Genomic DNA, 13470 nt, shown 5'->3' with positions numbered 1-13470 from the left:
TCGTTTGAGCATAATCGTGGTCGGTCCGCCCTTCAACAACGGAACAAGGAACCATCTCGAAAAATTGCACTCCCGGCTCTGGACAATGCTGGGGAATGCTCTGCACCCAAAATCGGGTGCAGACCAACTATAAGGGCCGACAGTAAATAGGCCCGGCCGTAAGGCCGGGAATAGGCGCCGCACCCAATTGAGCGCCGAAGGCGCGGCACTCCATCCCATGGCAATTCTGGCCAAAGGGAATTGCGATCGCCCCAGCGAGTCTTGTGACTATCAATTGCTCGCCGTAACCTCTGAGCCTGCCAGGGCTGCACAACTAACCCCACGCAGCCACCGGGCATCAGCGAGCAGCCCCGCCGGTTTTCATCTCCAGGCAAAGCACCGAATCGTATTCTGCGGGCGCCTTCGCGGGCAGGCTGACGGTCAGGGTGTCGCCGTTTTTCTTTACCGTCAGGCGCTTGTGCCCCGGATCCGCCAGCAGATAGGCGCGCGCGACCTCGTCCTTGATCCCGGCCAGCTCAAACGTCTCGCCCGGCCACTTGAAGAAGTGGATGAAGAGCTTGCCCGGCTTGGTCGTGCAGCGCCAATCCTCGCGCGCCTTGAAGACCGGCTTGCCCTTTTTGTCCTGCTCGGTGTCGCTCAAGGCGCCCAGCTCGGCGCCGAAGGGTGTCGCGCCGGCGCCGTAGATCGCCTCGCCGTTCACCTTGAGCCACCGGCCCACGGCCCGCAGGTTGTCCTGGCTGGCCTGGGGAATGATCCCCTCCGCGGTCGGTCCCACGTTGAGCAGGTAGTTCCCTCCTTTGCTCACGATGTCGACCAGCTTGAAGACCAGTTCCGAGGGCGGCTTCCAGTCGGTGTCGTCCTTCTTGAAGCCCCAGGTGTGATTCAGGGTCGCCGGCACCTCCCAATCTTCCTTCAGAACAGAGGTGGGGATGCTGTTATCTCCCATCGAACGGTAATCCCCGGCCGAGCCCAGGCGTCCGTCGATCAGGCAGGCCGGCTGGAGCTGGCGGAGCAAATCGATGAATCGCTGGGAGCGTTCCGCCGTCATCATCCGGGGGGTGTCGAACCAGATCAGGCAGACCGGCCCGTAATTGGTCAGCAGTTCGCGCACTTGCAATTCGGCTTTGGCGCGCAGGTACTGGTCGAAGTCCTTTTTCTCGTCCGGCCCGAAATCCCATGTGTTGCCGGCGCCGTTGGGCTCGTGCCAGTCCTGCGCCTGCGAATAATAGAACCCGAGGCGGATCTTGTGGCGGGCGCACGCTGCGGCCAGTTCCTTGAGCGGGTCGCGCTTGAATGGGGTCGCATCCACGATGTTGTAAGGGCTGGCCTTGGATCCGTACATGGCGAAGCCGTCGTGGTGCTTGCTGGTGATGACAATATATTTCATCCCGGCATCGACGGCCATCCGCACCCACTCCTCGGCGTTGAATTTGACCGGATTAAACTGCGCTGCGAGCTGCTCATACTCCTTCACGGGGATCTTGGCCCGGTTCATGATCCATTCGCCGATGCCCGCAATGGGCTGCCCCTTCCACTCGCCCGCCGGAATGGCGTAGAGCCCCCAGTGAATGAAAAGCCCGAACTTGGCTTCGCGGAACCAGCGCATGCGCGCGGCTCTTTCCGGAGTTTCCGGAGCGGCGCCCTGCTCATGGGTGGTCCGCGGGCAAAGAATCCCGGCGTAAATTATCAGCACCAGAACAATGACGATGAATACGAAATAGCGGCCGAGTCGTCGCAGCATGGTGACCATAGAGACCTCCATAGTCGATACGCATTGCAGTGAGGCGATTTTGCGCCAAGAATAGCACACTTGAGCAGATCGAGAGCCCGGCAAAGTCGTCGACCGCGCCGCACCAAGGAGCGGAGATGCCCGCGCGCACTCCGGCTTCAGCCGACGCGCTCCACTTCGAGGTGCCATCTCTTGCCTGCCGCCGCGATCATCTCCAGCCCGCCGAAGTTCTCGCCAGCCTCGAAATCGCGGCATGCGCATCGATCCGCTGCCGGAGGACGTTTGCAAGGACTGCCCTGAGTTCAATATTGAACGCCGCAAAAAAGAGACAACCCCGTGATTTTTCAGTGTATCTTTGTGACGATATCTGCAACCTTATGGATGCCCGGAAGCCGGGGTGGCGAAACTGGCAGACGCACAGGACTTAAAATCCTGGGCCTCGCAAGGGGCGTGCGGGTTCGATTCCCGCCCTCGGCACCAACAACAAAGGACTTGCAGGATTTGCCTTTCACGTTTCACCCCTAGAAACTGCCTGACTTTGAATGTGTCTTTGAATGAGGCCCCGCCTCGTCGAGCATCCGGGCTGCGTCGTGGTAGTCGCGCTCGTCGACGATGTTGTAACGGTCGAACACGGATCGGGTCTTGTGGCCGCATATCTGCATGGCAACCTTTTCGCTCACGCCGGCGCGGATCAGGTTTCGGATCGCGGTGCGCCGGAAGTCGTGCTGTATGCGCCCGGGCAGGCCCGCCGCCGTGCGTGCTTTGTTCCATGCGGTCTTGACGCTTTTGATCCTGCGGCCCCTGCGGTTGAATACCCACGGGCAAATGATGCCCCGCTGTCTTAATGCCGCGTTCTTTGCGCTCTGGCCCTCCAGGAGGTCACGAAGTTCGCTGGTTAGAGGAAAGGTACGCCCCGCGCCGCTCTTGGTAGTGCCGGGCTCAAGCCTCACGGTAGCGGCCTCGAAATCGACTTGCTGCCATTGCAGCGGTAATATCTCGCTGGCAACGCGCCATCCGGTCAAAAAGGCGAACTGGAAGATCGGTTTCAGGTCGTCATTCAGATGCTTCAGGAGCGAATCGAAAGCCTTCCGCTCGAAAAAGCCCTTCCGTACGTTATCCTCCTGCAGCATCGGCACCTTCGGACGAAATAGCAACCTGCCCTCATTCACTGCCAGGGAGAAGGCGCGTTTGATTATTGCCAATTCTCTGTTGATCGTGGCATTCTTGGCGCCTTCGTTGCGCCTTGCGCCGATATATTCCCTGATCTCGGATGTCTTGATCGTGGCCGCGCGTCTCTCCCCGAATACCGGCGCCAGGTGGAGCTTGATGCGCCGCTTGAGGTCGGCCAGCGACTTCTTATCGTTGATCTCATAGTCCAGGATCACATCGGCGGTAAGTTCGCTGAACAGCACCCGGCCATGTTTGGGCAGAACGGGCAGACCCTTGGCAACGTCGCCCTCGCGGGTTTTCAGGATATCCTTCGCCGCGTCATAATCGGCCGTCTCGGTCGATTCCCTGATAAGGCGCCCGTTCTGGTAATAGGCGATCCACCACAGGGAGCTTGTGCGCTCCTGTCCGTGGCGGTCTTTGTATTTCGGTCGGTAGACTGAGCCCATAAAGGCCCTCCAGGGGCTCCAGCCGGCGCCAGAGCCCCGGAATGTCTTTCGTTTACTCTTTTTCGTCGGTCCAGCCGACAATGTTCCCTTGGCCGCCACATATCATGTTGCCGAGAAAGCCATTCAGGCCGTTCAATTCGTCGGTCATACTCGCGCATTGCTTTGCGAGCGCCCTGACACGTTGGATAGCTGCATCAAGGGCGAGAACGGCGAGCATCCTTGATTTCGGAGCGGATTTACCTTTCGCCTTCCGTTTGGGTTTGCTCATGTCGTGCCGCCCTTCTGCTTGAGAAATTCGGCGTAACGCAGAATCTCATGGCTGAAGTACGAAACCAGGGATTCAATGCCGACGCTCAGGTCGGAGGTGCCGAGTTCTCCCTGTTCCTCATACATGAGGTCGCCCAGGATTTCCAGCCGATGACCGATCTTTTCGAGCCATTCGGCTTCGATGTGGACGTCGATTACAAACGGGGTCTGCTGCGGTTTTGCTTCTGCTGCGGGTGCGACTTTGTGTAAACTGGGTCTAGCTTTGCTCATGGCTTATCTCCATGTGCAGGGTTAGGGCTTGTTCAGTGTGGAAGCACTGAGCAGGCCCGCTCTCTGCGGGTTTACTTCTTCTGTTTCTTTTCTGCTTTTTGGACGTACTCCTCGATCAGCTTGCGGACGACTTCGCTCATATCCTTGAGTTCGAGAGCGCAGACCGCCTTGAAGCGCGCGCGGAGTTCGTCTGGAATGTGAAGGTTTAATCTGCTCATGATGGTAGTATGAGTTCATAGGTACTTAGGTGTCAAGCGAAATCGTCTATAGCGGCCCAGAAGCCCCGATCTCGGTCGGGTCCATACCACACTACCCCCGCAAACCCGCGCCAGCAGCGGCTTCGACGCATGTGTACTCGGGTGTACTCGGGGTGCAGTACACTCGGTTGGTGCCAGCTTCGGCAGCCCGGATCGCGGTCGTGCTGCGCTCGTTGCGATCTGGCATCGGTTGCTCAATTAATTGAGTAACCGATTTCGACTCCTGAAAGGTCCTTGACATGATGACCACATCGTGGACAGTGCCAAATAGGAACAGGAGCGACGATATAATCGGCGCATTCGGTACAGAAATAGCCTTGGTCAATTTGTTGACTAAGCCTATCAGTTTTCGGCCTTCCCCTTCCGGCTGTCTTTCCTCCAGCTTTCGCACCCTCTTTTTGCCGTTCCTTGACTTGCGAGTCCGGTAAACCTTGGCCAATTAGTTGGCTAAGGTTTTTCTTTTTCCCACGGCCTCCGGCTTGCCCGCTTCGGCGGCCCGGATCGCGGTTGTTTCATTCGCGTGCTGATCCGATAACCCCTGGCCAATTAATTGGCTAAGGGGTTTTTTCTTGCCTCTGCCACCTTCTTTCCCTCTTGCTCCGGCTTCGCTCTGCCGTTTCTTGGCATCCGCCTTGGCCACGACGTCGCGCGATCTAGCTTTGACCGCTTGTGGTAAATTTCCACAACCGCTCCCCTTCTTTCCTTTTCCTTGAGAAGGACCGGCTTGAGCCTGTCTTTCCTTCGCCGCCTTGCCGGTGACGCGCCCGGGCAGGTTCGTAGTAGTACGAACCTCATCCTTATTCGCACGAACCCACTTTTCTGAACATCCGATTTGTTCGGCAATCATAGGTGCGCTCTTGTCCGGCCAATTCTTGATCGCCAGCAGGATCGCGTGCTTCTTGTCCTTCCCGGTGACGCGGGCGGGCAGGTGATAAGTGGTTATCACCTGATCGGGTGCTCCTCGTGCGCGCGGGCGAAAGGAAACATGAGTTGTTACGACGTCGTAACAGCCTATCTTGGTGTTCCTCGCGCACCCGGGCGAAAGGAAACATGGGTCCAAGTTAGATTGTTTAGGCGCTTAAACGTTGCTCCACGCGCGCGCGGGCGAGAGGGTACCGGCCGCCACAAAATAGGGACGGCACCGACCCTAATTGCTCCTCGCGCGTGCGCGCGAAAGGAAACCCAGGATAGATTGTTCCGACGTCGGAACAATTCGATTGCTCCTCGCGCGTGCGCGCGAAAGGAAACCGGTTGCTCAATTAATTGAGTAACCGATTTCGATTGTCATCTTGAGGGGCATCAAGGGGTTGCGGACGCATCTGCGCCTTTGGCGCAGATAGCTTTTCTCTCCACGTGCGCGCGGGCGAGAGGAGAACAGGTCAATACAAGTATTAACCTGGCCAATCTGCTCCACGCGCGCGCGGGCGAGAGGATAAAAAATCAGGATACGACTAATCGTAACCTATCTGCTCCACGCGCGCGCGGGCGAGAGGGTACTCGTGGTTCCCACAAGGAACCACGACCCATCTGCTCCACGCGCGCGCGGGCAAATTGGCAGACTTGTGCGCACACCCGTAGTGTGCGCACTGGATAATCCGGTTCGTTCCGCTGGCCTTCGCCTTGGCTTCTTGCTCAGGATGTTTACTTATGCGGGAACCATGGGTTCCCGCATTGGATAATAGCGTACCATCCTCTGCCCGTAATCGTTCTTTCGTCGCATCGCTGTGCTTGCGATAGCCTTGCTCAACTAATTGAGTAAGCCTGTTGCTCCACGCCCGCACGGGCGAAAAGGTTTGCCAATGTTGGCGAACCTTAAACGACGGCCATTTTGCCGGATTTTCGTAATTTGGTATCGCAAAACCATTTTACTAAAACCTTGATATTTTGCCGGGTTTTGCTAATTTGGTATCAGAAAATTCTTTTGGCAAAACCTCGATATAAGGATTCAGCGGAGGCCGGTTGCGCGCGCAGCTGGCCTCCACGTCAGCCTTTGGTGGGCAGGCCGCCCAGCTCGATCCAGCGTCGAATGCCGCGCTTTCCCCGTCGTTATCCTCCCCGGAGGCCCGCGACGGTCGGGGGTGCAAGTCAAAATGTCTGCCGAAGTCCGTATGTATAGTCATCGTAGTAAAGAAATTTGTCTGACACCGCAGGCGGGTGCGCGAACGTAGTGAAATCAACATCGCCCTTAACGCCCCAGCTGGCCCGCTGGTTGACAACATCCCTGATTTTATTAAGGTAGCGATCACCGGCCGCATTCAGTGCAAAATCCTTTTGGAATAGGTCGGACAGGTGTATAAAGCCCCTATCGAGGGTTTTTTCGTGCAACGCATCGATTCTTTTGCACTCAGCCTGCCACGCAAAACCGTGCTCATGGTCATCCGGCGCCAAAACGTGACCGATTTCGTGCAGTAACGTATCAGCAATTGCGTTCCAATCATTCATTAGCACGTAATCCATGCTGAGACCAATGGTGTTGCGACAGGCGAACCCTTGTGGCTGGGGTAGATTGAAAAATACGAGGTTGCAATCCAATAGCCCATGATTCGCAAGAAAGGTGCGTCCTAAATTCCCTGCGTCCTTTAACTCCATGTTTGCCTCTTTCCACCCGCGATCCGCGCGGGTGCGATATACTCTCGGGTTAGCTGTAGTTTTCCTCATAAAACGCGCGGGCGCCGAATCGGGCAATACTGTCCAACATACACTGATATTCACTATCCCCGAGACGCGGCCCGCTATCTACTCGGCCGCAACACGTCGAACCGTTGCACGCAGCGCAACGCAGGCGAATGACGCCGGTTTTGTCGCGCACCATGTGGCGCCCATCTTTATCTTTGAATCTCGAAATTTCGCAAACCATGTGTAGTCTCCGTTCAAATGCGCTTGTACACCAAGCGATCTTGGCTTCGCGCCCGCAAACAACGAATCGCGCACGAATTTGACCGCAGGGGCATTGGTCTCACCCTTTATCTGCCGACGTAATCCTTCAGCATCGATGTAAACACGTGGATGTTTGGTTTCAATTTTGTTCGTCAGTAATCTCGCCTGCGTCAATATCCAACTGCGAAAAGGCTGCAGTTCTTGTTCATTGACTCTTTCCAAATTCGCCGTCAATTCATCGCGCGTCCGATTCCATCGGTACCTAAAACCGTCGCGTATCATCCTCGCAAGGCGCAGTTCACCATGCAATGCTTCCGCACGCGGAGACTCCGCAAGCTGGAGCGCAGCCAATTCCCGCGCCAATTTAATGCATTCGGCGTCGAGCTTGTCGAATTCGCGCATCATTGCGGGATAGGTCTTTTCGTGCGCCTGCAAGGCATCGAAGGCTAATTGGCTTTCGTGTTCGTGTTTCGCGTTTTCGATTTCCTTCTTGCTCTGCATGTATACTCCTTTGTCGGGGCATCCACCCCGGCTGAAATGGTGTTAGTGAATTGTGTTCGTCCTTTCGGCCGGCCACGACTCGGCTACGCTTTCTTCCTCTTCGGTTTCAACGGTGATAATTTCCGGTTCAAAGTCTGCTGGATTCAGGCGCCGCTCTTCGCCGGGCTCAAGCAGGCCGTGCCGTTTCAAATATGCCGCCTGGCTTTCGAACTTCGGCGGGTCATTCGGGTCCGGGGGCAGGCCCTCGAAATTGCCCTCGAACCATTTGCCATTGCAGGTAATCGGCTCGCCATGGATGGTTTTCTGTCGGCCGTTATACATGTCAACGTCATCCTGGCTTGTCCAGTTGTCGGGAATTCCAAGCGGAAAACTCGGCCAGTAGTTGAGAACTTCATGCCGCGGGTCACCGATTCCGCCCAGGCGCTTGCGAGGTTCGCAAAAATCCCCGCTATGTAATTGCACGACACTGGCGCGGCGCCCGAGCTGGCTTATGCTTTCATCCGAAATGCGCGGCGCGTCAAAACGCCACCACCACGACGGCCGCGTGCCAGGGTGTGCTTCGACCCATGCGGCTAGGATCGCTTCACGGTGTGCCGTCCACAGGGCGCAAACAGCTTTGTCGTCACCCTGAAGCACGAAAAGTTTGAGGCTGCGTTTTTCGGCTTCCCTTCCGAACAGGGCATCGCTCACAAAATACAATTCTTCGGCGCTGATTTCTGGAACAAAATTTCGACTTGCACGCAGTCGTTTTGTTGGCATGAGTTCATCTCCCTGTCCCTGGAGGTCGGCCGGGTCGGTCTCTTGTCGGCTCAACGTCCAAATTTAATTGGCGCAAAATCTTTATCATTGCCGCGCTGCTATCCCTCTCGACACGACACGCCGGGTTTACTTGGATCTGCTGAAACCTATCTAGAACCGTTGGACCGTTTTGCCGAATAAGTACCCGTGCCTGTTCGCGCCGGTCAAAAAACTGGCAATAATCGGCCAGCAGGTCCAGGCCGGCCGCATCCTCAATCTGATATTCCGCCTGCAGCTCACGCCACAGGATTCGCGCCTTTTTCGATTGGTTTTTGGGTGGTTTCACGGCATTTTTCATTTGAAATTACTCAATTTGTTGCGCAGGAAGGGGCGCACCCGGTCTACAGCATGACGTTGCAGCGATTTGATGCCGCCCCGTATCCACTGCCCGCTCAACACTTTACAGTTGCTCGGCTGATATAGGCGCAACACCCGCGCGACCTTGCCGTTGTAGTCCTCCAGCTTGGTGCGCCGGCGCAACAGACGATCGTGCTTATGCTCTGAATGGCCATCCTCAAACAGACTGCCTTGAACCATTTCTACCGATCTCCTTCCGGCTCCTGAGCAAATATAGGAAAGCCTCTGCTGGTGTTTTACCTGGCGGCAGTCCGCCATTGGACCTAACAGCACTGCAGCAGGACGCGAAATCGTTTAACATGGCCGTTAACTGCCTTCCTTGTTTGCGTTCGAATATGCCCTCAACCTGAGCCTGCTGCCCCTTAGCAAAGTCGGCCACGGAAACTCTCTGCCGGAAAACGTCGTGAAAAATCTCGAACATGAACTTAAGATTTTCCAAGCGAGGATCTTCCCGCTGGCTTGCCGCTTTTTCTTTTTGCTTTTCTGAAACGCTTTGAACAGGTGGCGGCAGCAATTGCGTTTTTTGCAATTGCTGTTCCCCCTTCACAAGGGGGGAAGGGGGGTTGTTATCAGAAGGAAGATGCTTAGAACCAGTAATGTTATAAGAATGGTTATATAGGGTTGCATTTTCGCAACCGTCAAGGTTGTGTTTTTGCAACCGTACCGTTGCATTTTCGCAACCGTTATGGTTGCTTTTACGCAACCGTGAGCCTGGTTTTGCCTTATCTGACGGTTGTAAATTTACAACCGTTGCATTTTCGCAACCGTTATGGTTGCTTTTACGCAACCGTGAGCCTGGTTTTGCCTTATCTGACGGTTGTAAATTTACAACCGTTGCATTTTCGCAACCGTCAAGGTTGAGCTTGTATTCTGCCGGTTGTCTTCCGTTTTCAGGTCTAATTTTGATGAGCAATCCGGTGTTGATAAGAACATCCACCGCCCGTGATGCCTCCGCTTTGGTCATATTTCCATGCTTCGCGAACATGGCCAATCCGCCCTGGAAACTGCCTTTGAGGTAGTTTTTTTCATTCCCGATCTGTTGATAGACCGAACAGTCCAAGGCCCTGCGTTGAGATCCTGAGAGTTTAAGCTGATTGGCTCTCTTAATGATCCGATGCGGGAAGGCAAGATATCCGCCGGGTATCTGCTTGTTCGCGGTCATTGCTCCCCCTTCACCCGGGAAATCAAAAGGTCAATATCGCGCCGATCCAGCAGGACCTTGCCGATGCGATGATCCCTGGCGCGCACCACCACCTGGTTGCCCTTGCGGATTGTGCTCCCGGGCATGGCAACGGCCGTTATGATGCCGTCCTGAATGTAGTCTCTCCAGGTGCTTGCTGAGATGCTGCTGTAGGCCTCTGTGAGGTGCAAGTCCAGCAGGCGAGGCCAGCAAGCGAAAGTCGGGTGACCGTTATCTCGCATCAGCCTGCCCCTCCTTGCGTTCCCGCGGGAAATACTTCTCGCGGTCGCGCGCCTCTGCCTCAGCCAGGCGCAGCTCGACCTGAAGCACGCGCAACTCGGATTTAAGACGGATGATGCGTTCCTTAACTACGTCGGGATTGCAGGATCTAAATTTCATACGCCAAGAGAATAAGGCGCGTCTCTGCGGAAAGTCAGTGGTAAACCGGTGGTGTTTCGGTGGTGTTTTTATTCCAGCAAGTCGGCCACCGTGACAGGTCGGCGCAACTGTTTGGTGAAAGCATCAGCATATTTTTTGAGAGTCTTGGGGTGTGCGTTTGCCCCTTTGTTGATGTGCCCCAGTATGAGTTTCTTGCTTATATCTGTCCAATGCTCCAGGTCGTCATAACTCCAGCCGCATTCGTTTCTGTACCTGTCGAGGTTGCGCCCCAGAGTAGTCTTGTAGGATTTCACCTTTGGCGCCTCGTCCAAAATGCTCCGGATCGCATCGCTGATGACGCGCGCCGTGGTGATGCGGTCCCATACAATCGCTTTTCGTTCCTCATCGGTGAAACGATCAATAATCCCGCGCTCCTGCTTGCCGAGATAATAGGAAATACGAGCGTCGAGCGGTAACTCTGGAAAGGGGTCGGGTTTCCGGCCCTCAAGTAAGTCCAGGAAAAACGCAGCATTCCGCACCACTGCCTTGATTGCTGAATCCGACAGGTCCTGTTTGCTGCCCGCGAGGTTTTTGATACGACGTATGAGGAGATCGATCTTGCTCATATCCACCTTCCGTGTGGAATCCGCTTTGTGGTTGCCCGGCAGGACGGCGCGGAAGTCACCGTCTTTTCGGCTCGCGTAGCCTATCCGGGCAAGATCATGTTAGCCCGTGACTTTGAATATGTCTTTGAATGCCATAGGCCAAAATACCAGACGAAACCGCACAATACTGGAAATGCTGAATCTCTCAACAGATTGAGAAATCACGTATTTACAAAGTTTAGGGGTTTTGGTACTAGGACTTAAAATCCTGGGCCTCGCAAGGGGCGTGCGGGTTCGATTCCCGCCCTCGGCACCATGCTTTCTATAGTTTAGCGCCATCCGCCCTTCTCTCATTTTTCACCAAAATTGGTTGACACGTCCCAAACACGTTCCATCTCACTTCTTTCTGCCCGAGAAAGCCAGGACGTTTCCAGCACCACCAACAGCTACCTTTTTCTCTTCTGGAATGGGCGTTGGCGGCTGCTGCTCCTGGTAGAAAGCGGCCAGCCTCTCAACGCTTTCTTCCAGCTGCTTTTGCTTGGGTTGAAAGTAACGGTCAAAGACTGCGTCCGTCAGGTGGCTGGTTAGCCTCTTTGCTAGTTGCCGTGGAACGCCTGCCAGCACTAAATTGGTTGCTGCCGTTCTGCGGAAGTCGTGGAAGATGCGTTGCGGCACGCCTGCCGCATTCACTGCCTTTTTCCATGCTCCCTTAATGCTCTTGATGGGCTTCCCGGCGCGATGGAAGACCCATTGAATTTTCTGGCCTGTCAGCTTTCCCACAGCATCCGTATAGGCACGCTGTTTTTCAAACATCTCCTTCAATGGTGGCAGCAGACCATAGGGAAACGAGCGCGGTTTGCCATTCTTGGTCATGCTGCCTTCAAGCCACATCGTTCCAGTCTGCTGATTTACCCGACACCATTCCAGTTTTAGAATTTCCTTAAATCGCCATCCAGTGTAGAAGCCACACACAATCACCGGCCTGACCAGTTCTGGAAGGTGCTTCTGCACAGCTTCAAATTCATCAAGCTCAAAAAAACCTTCTCTGGCATTATCCAGCTTGATGGTCGGAAAAACTGGGTGGCTGGTTAACGCGACATCACATTTGATGCCACGGATTTCCAATTTGAATCCCTTCTGGCCCAATGTGTACCCGCGTCTGAGTGCAGCCAGCTCACCTTTAATAGTCGAATCCGCAGCCCCTTCTTTCCTGCGCTTCTGGAGATATTCATCCAGGCTGGCATAGGTGATATAAGTCGCACTGGTATCCGGATCAAAGTGCGTAAGCAGATGGTTGATTCCATCTTCAACTTTATCCTTGCTGCACAGGTGCCTGGCATCGTAATCTTCGAAGACCAGGTTGAACAGATGCTTGATCTTGATTCGGGTAGCATCAACACCAACAGGCTCACCCTTGACAATTTTGGCGGTGATTTCGCGAGCCTTTTTTACGGCCATTTTCCAGTCATTGGTGCGCAACGCAATCACGTTCTTCTTACCGCTGTGGCATTCGCGCAGCTTCCACTTTTTGCTGTAGCAAAGCTCTCCGGCTTTGTTCCGGAAGGTGTCGTGGAAAAATCCACCGAGACCTTCAAGCCAGATGGTTTTTCCGTGCAGGTTTGGCATTTTTACCTTCCCGTTATTTCCCATCACGCACGCGCCTCCTTGGTCGCCTTCGTGGTTTTCAAGTACGCCAGGAGCGCTTTCTCGGTTAACTGCCTTAACGTGACCCGCTCATCCAACGCCCGCTGCCGTGCTCCCCAAAGCACTCGCGCGTCCAGGCGCAGGGTCGTCTTTTTGTACGATTTTTCACTCATGGTTTTGCTCCTTGTTTTAGCTCCTTTTCTTTCCGCTAAACCATTCTCGCCATGCAACTTATGCATAAGCTTATTATAACCTGACGTCTAGACGGCACAAAGGGAAATATTCACCTTTTATTCACCTTTTAGCGGCCAGCCATTTTTCAATTCCAAGCCGGGAAAATCGCAGCCTCTTGTGGCTTAGTTTCTTGGCGAATGGCAGCCGTTTTGCATGACTGTAGAGCCAGGAAGGTGCGACATTTAATATCACAGCAGCTTCCTCTGCTGTCAGGAGGGTGTCCGGCTCCTGTTTCGCGGGTTTGGCCGTTTCCATGGGTACCAGTGCCGAGGTCGCCGCCAACGCGATCACCAGTGCAGGAAGCTGAAGTAGGAGCTGGCGCTGCTCTTCTAGGGGCAGTTCGTTAACCCGCAGTGGACTCGCCATGAGTTCCTCGACCGTTATGCGCAACAGATAGTCGCAATCTTGGAATTCGTCGATGACAACGAAATCAGTTTCTGGCGTCAATTTCTCTTCCATTTCACTCACCTCTGACCCAAAATCTATTTCCATCTGGACCCTCCTCCTGGTGCGCCGTGCAGCACCTTTCAAGATCGAATCGGTAAGCCTTGACGTTTGTACCGATGAAAAAGATGTAGCGCTGTGTCCTGTGCACGACCTCAAGTACCCGGATGCCGTTGTCATCGATCATCTGAAAACGTAGTTTTTTGATCACACGCCGGTAGATAGACCCTCAACATCATCCGCGCCGAAGGCGCAGACATCATCCAAAAATCGGTTATTGTATTGGCCCTGAGGAGGAGGGGTGACCCCGGCC

General features: G+C 54.8%; 18 protein-coding genes and 1 tRNA gene. 1 reads left to right on the top strand and 18 read right to left on the bottom strand.

Annotation, left to right across the window (positions count from 1 at the left end; genetic code table 11):
* Positions 1–337 precede the first annotated feature (337 nt).
* Positions 338–1741, bottom strand: coding sequence for an alpha-L-fucosidase (locus LAP85_29265; protein ID MBZ5500502.1), 1404 nt, complete (start codon positions 1739–1741; stop codon positions 338–340).
* Between the two features lie 379 nt (positions 1742–2120).
* Here LAP85_29265 and LAP85_29260 point away from each other — a divergent pair.
* A tRNA-Leu gene (locus LAP85_29260) sits at positions 2121–2209 on the top strand.
* A gap of 41 nt (positions 2210–2250) precedes the next feature.
* Here the strand turns inward: LAP85_29260 and LAP85_29255 are convergent.
* The 17 genes from LAP85_29255 to LAP85_29175 form a co-directional block, all read right to left on the bottom strand.
* The gene (locus LAP85_29255; protein ID MBZ5500501.1) at positions 2251–3345 is read right to left on the bottom strand and encodes a site-specific integrase; all 1095 of its coding nucleotides are present in this window, start codon (positions 3343–3345) and stop codon (positions 2251–2253) included.
* A gap of 52 nt (positions 3346–3397) precedes the next feature.
* The gene (locus LAP85_29250; protein ID MBZ5500500.1) at positions 3398–3613 is read right to left on the bottom strand and encodes a hypothetical protein; all 216 of its coding nucleotides are present in this window, start codon (positions 3611–3613) and stop codon (positions 3398–3400) included.
* Positions 3610–3882: a hypothetical protein gene (locus LAP85_29245; protein ID MBZ5500499.1), complete on the bottom strand. Its 273-nt coding sequence runs from the start codon at positions 3880–3882 to the stop codon at positions 3610–3612. Before LAP85_29245 ends, LAP85_29250 begins: the two co-directional genes overlap by 4 nt.
* Positions 3883–3953: 71 nt before the next feature.
* Positions 3954–4100, bottom strand: coding sequence for a hypothetical protein (locus tag LAP85_29240; protein MBZ5500498.1), 147 nt, complete (start codon positions 4098–4100; stop codon positions 3954–3956).
* Positions 4101–4578: 478 nt separating this feature from the next.
* Positions 4579–5085: a hypothetical protein gene (locus LAP85_29235; GenBank protein ID MBZ5500497.1), complete on the bottom strand. Its 507-nt coding sequence runs from the start codon at positions 5083–5085 to the stop codon at positions 4579–4581.
* A gap of 1139 nt (positions 5086–6224) precedes the next feature.
* Complete coding sequence (locus tag LAP85_29230) at positions 6225–6728, bottom strand: hypothetical protein (GenBank protein ID MBZ5500496.1); 504 nt, start codon at positions 6726–6728, stop codon at positions 6225–6227.
* Positions 6729–6875: 147 nt separating this feature from the next.
* Complete coding sequence (locus LAP85_29225; protein MBZ5500495.1) at positions 6876–7517, bottom strand: hypothetical protein; 642 nt, start codon at positions 7515–7517, stop codon at positions 6876–6878.
* A gap of 42 nt (positions 7518–7559) precedes the next feature.
* A complete protein-coding gene (locus LAP85_29220; GenBank protein ID MBZ5500494.1) occupies positions 7560–8276 on the bottom strand; it encodes a hypothetical protein in 717 nt (238 codons plus the stop codon).
* Between the two features lie 4 nt (positions 8277–8280).
* Positions 8281–8613, bottom strand: a complete 333-nt coding sequence (locus LAP85_29215; protein ID MBZ5500493.1) for a P27 family phage terminase small subunit — start codon at positions 8611–8613, stop codon at positions 8281–8283.
* Entirely contained in the window at positions 8610–8852 is a 243-nt protein-coding gene (locus LAP85_29210; protein ID MBZ5500492.1) for a hypothetical protein, read from the bottom strand. The genes LAP85_29215 and LAP85_29210 overlap by 4 nt, the downstream gene beginning before the upstream one ends.
* Positions 8830–9834: a hypothetical protein gene (locus LAP85_29205; GenBank protein ID MBZ5500491.1), complete on the bottom strand. Its 1005-nt coding sequence runs from the start codon at positions 9832–9834 to the stop codon at positions 8830–8832. The genes LAP85_29210 and LAP85_29205 overlap by 23 nt, the downstream gene beginning before the upstream one ends.
* The gene (locus tag LAP85_29200) at positions 9831–10094 is read right to left on the bottom strand and encodes a hypothetical protein (GenBank protein ID MBZ5500490.1); all 264 of its coding nucleotides are present in this window, start codon (positions 10092–10094) and stop codon (positions 9831–9833) included. Before LAP85_29200 ends, LAP85_29205 begins: the two co-directional genes overlap by 4 nt.
* The gene (locus tag LAP85_29195; protein ID MBZ5500489.1) at positions 10084–10251 is read right to left on the bottom strand and encodes a hypothetical protein; all 168 of its coding nucleotides are present in this window, start codon (positions 10249–10251) and stop codon (positions 10084–10086) included. Before LAP85_29195 ends, LAP85_29200 begins: the two co-directional genes overlap by 11 nt.
* A 68-nt stretch (positions 10252–10319) precedes the next feature.
* Complete coding sequence (locus tag LAP85_29190; GenBank protein MBZ5500488.1) at positions 10320–10856, bottom strand: hypothetical protein; 537 nt, start codon at positions 10854–10856, stop codon at positions 10320–10322.
* Between the two features lie 375 nt (positions 10857–11231).
* A complete protein-coding gene (locus LAP85_29185; GenBank protein MBZ5500487.1) occupies positions 11232–12488 on the bottom strand; it encodes a site-specific integrase in 1257 nt (418 codons plus the stop codon).
* Positions 12485–12652: a hypothetical protein gene (locus LAP85_29180; GenBank protein ID MBZ5500486.1), complete on the bottom strand. Its 168-nt coding sequence runs from the start codon at positions 12650–12652 to the stop codon at positions 12485–12487. Before LAP85_29180 ends, LAP85_29185 begins: the two co-directional genes overlap by 4 nt.
* 121 nt (positions 12653–12773) lie before the next feature.
* Positions 12774–13205, bottom strand: a complete 432-nt coding sequence (locus LAP85_29175; GenBank protein MBZ5500485.1) for a helix-turn-helix domain-containing protein — start codon at positions 13203–13205, stop codon at positions 12774–12776.
* Positions 13206–13470 lie beyond the last annotated feature (265 nt).

It is taken from the genome of Terriglobia bacterium, assembly GCA_020072565.1.
GTDB lineage: Bacteria > Acidobacteriota > UBA6911 > UBA6911 > UBA6911 > JAFNAG01.
Note: the sequence above shows the minus strand (reverse complement) of the source record. Positions and strands in the feature narration are given on the sequence as shown.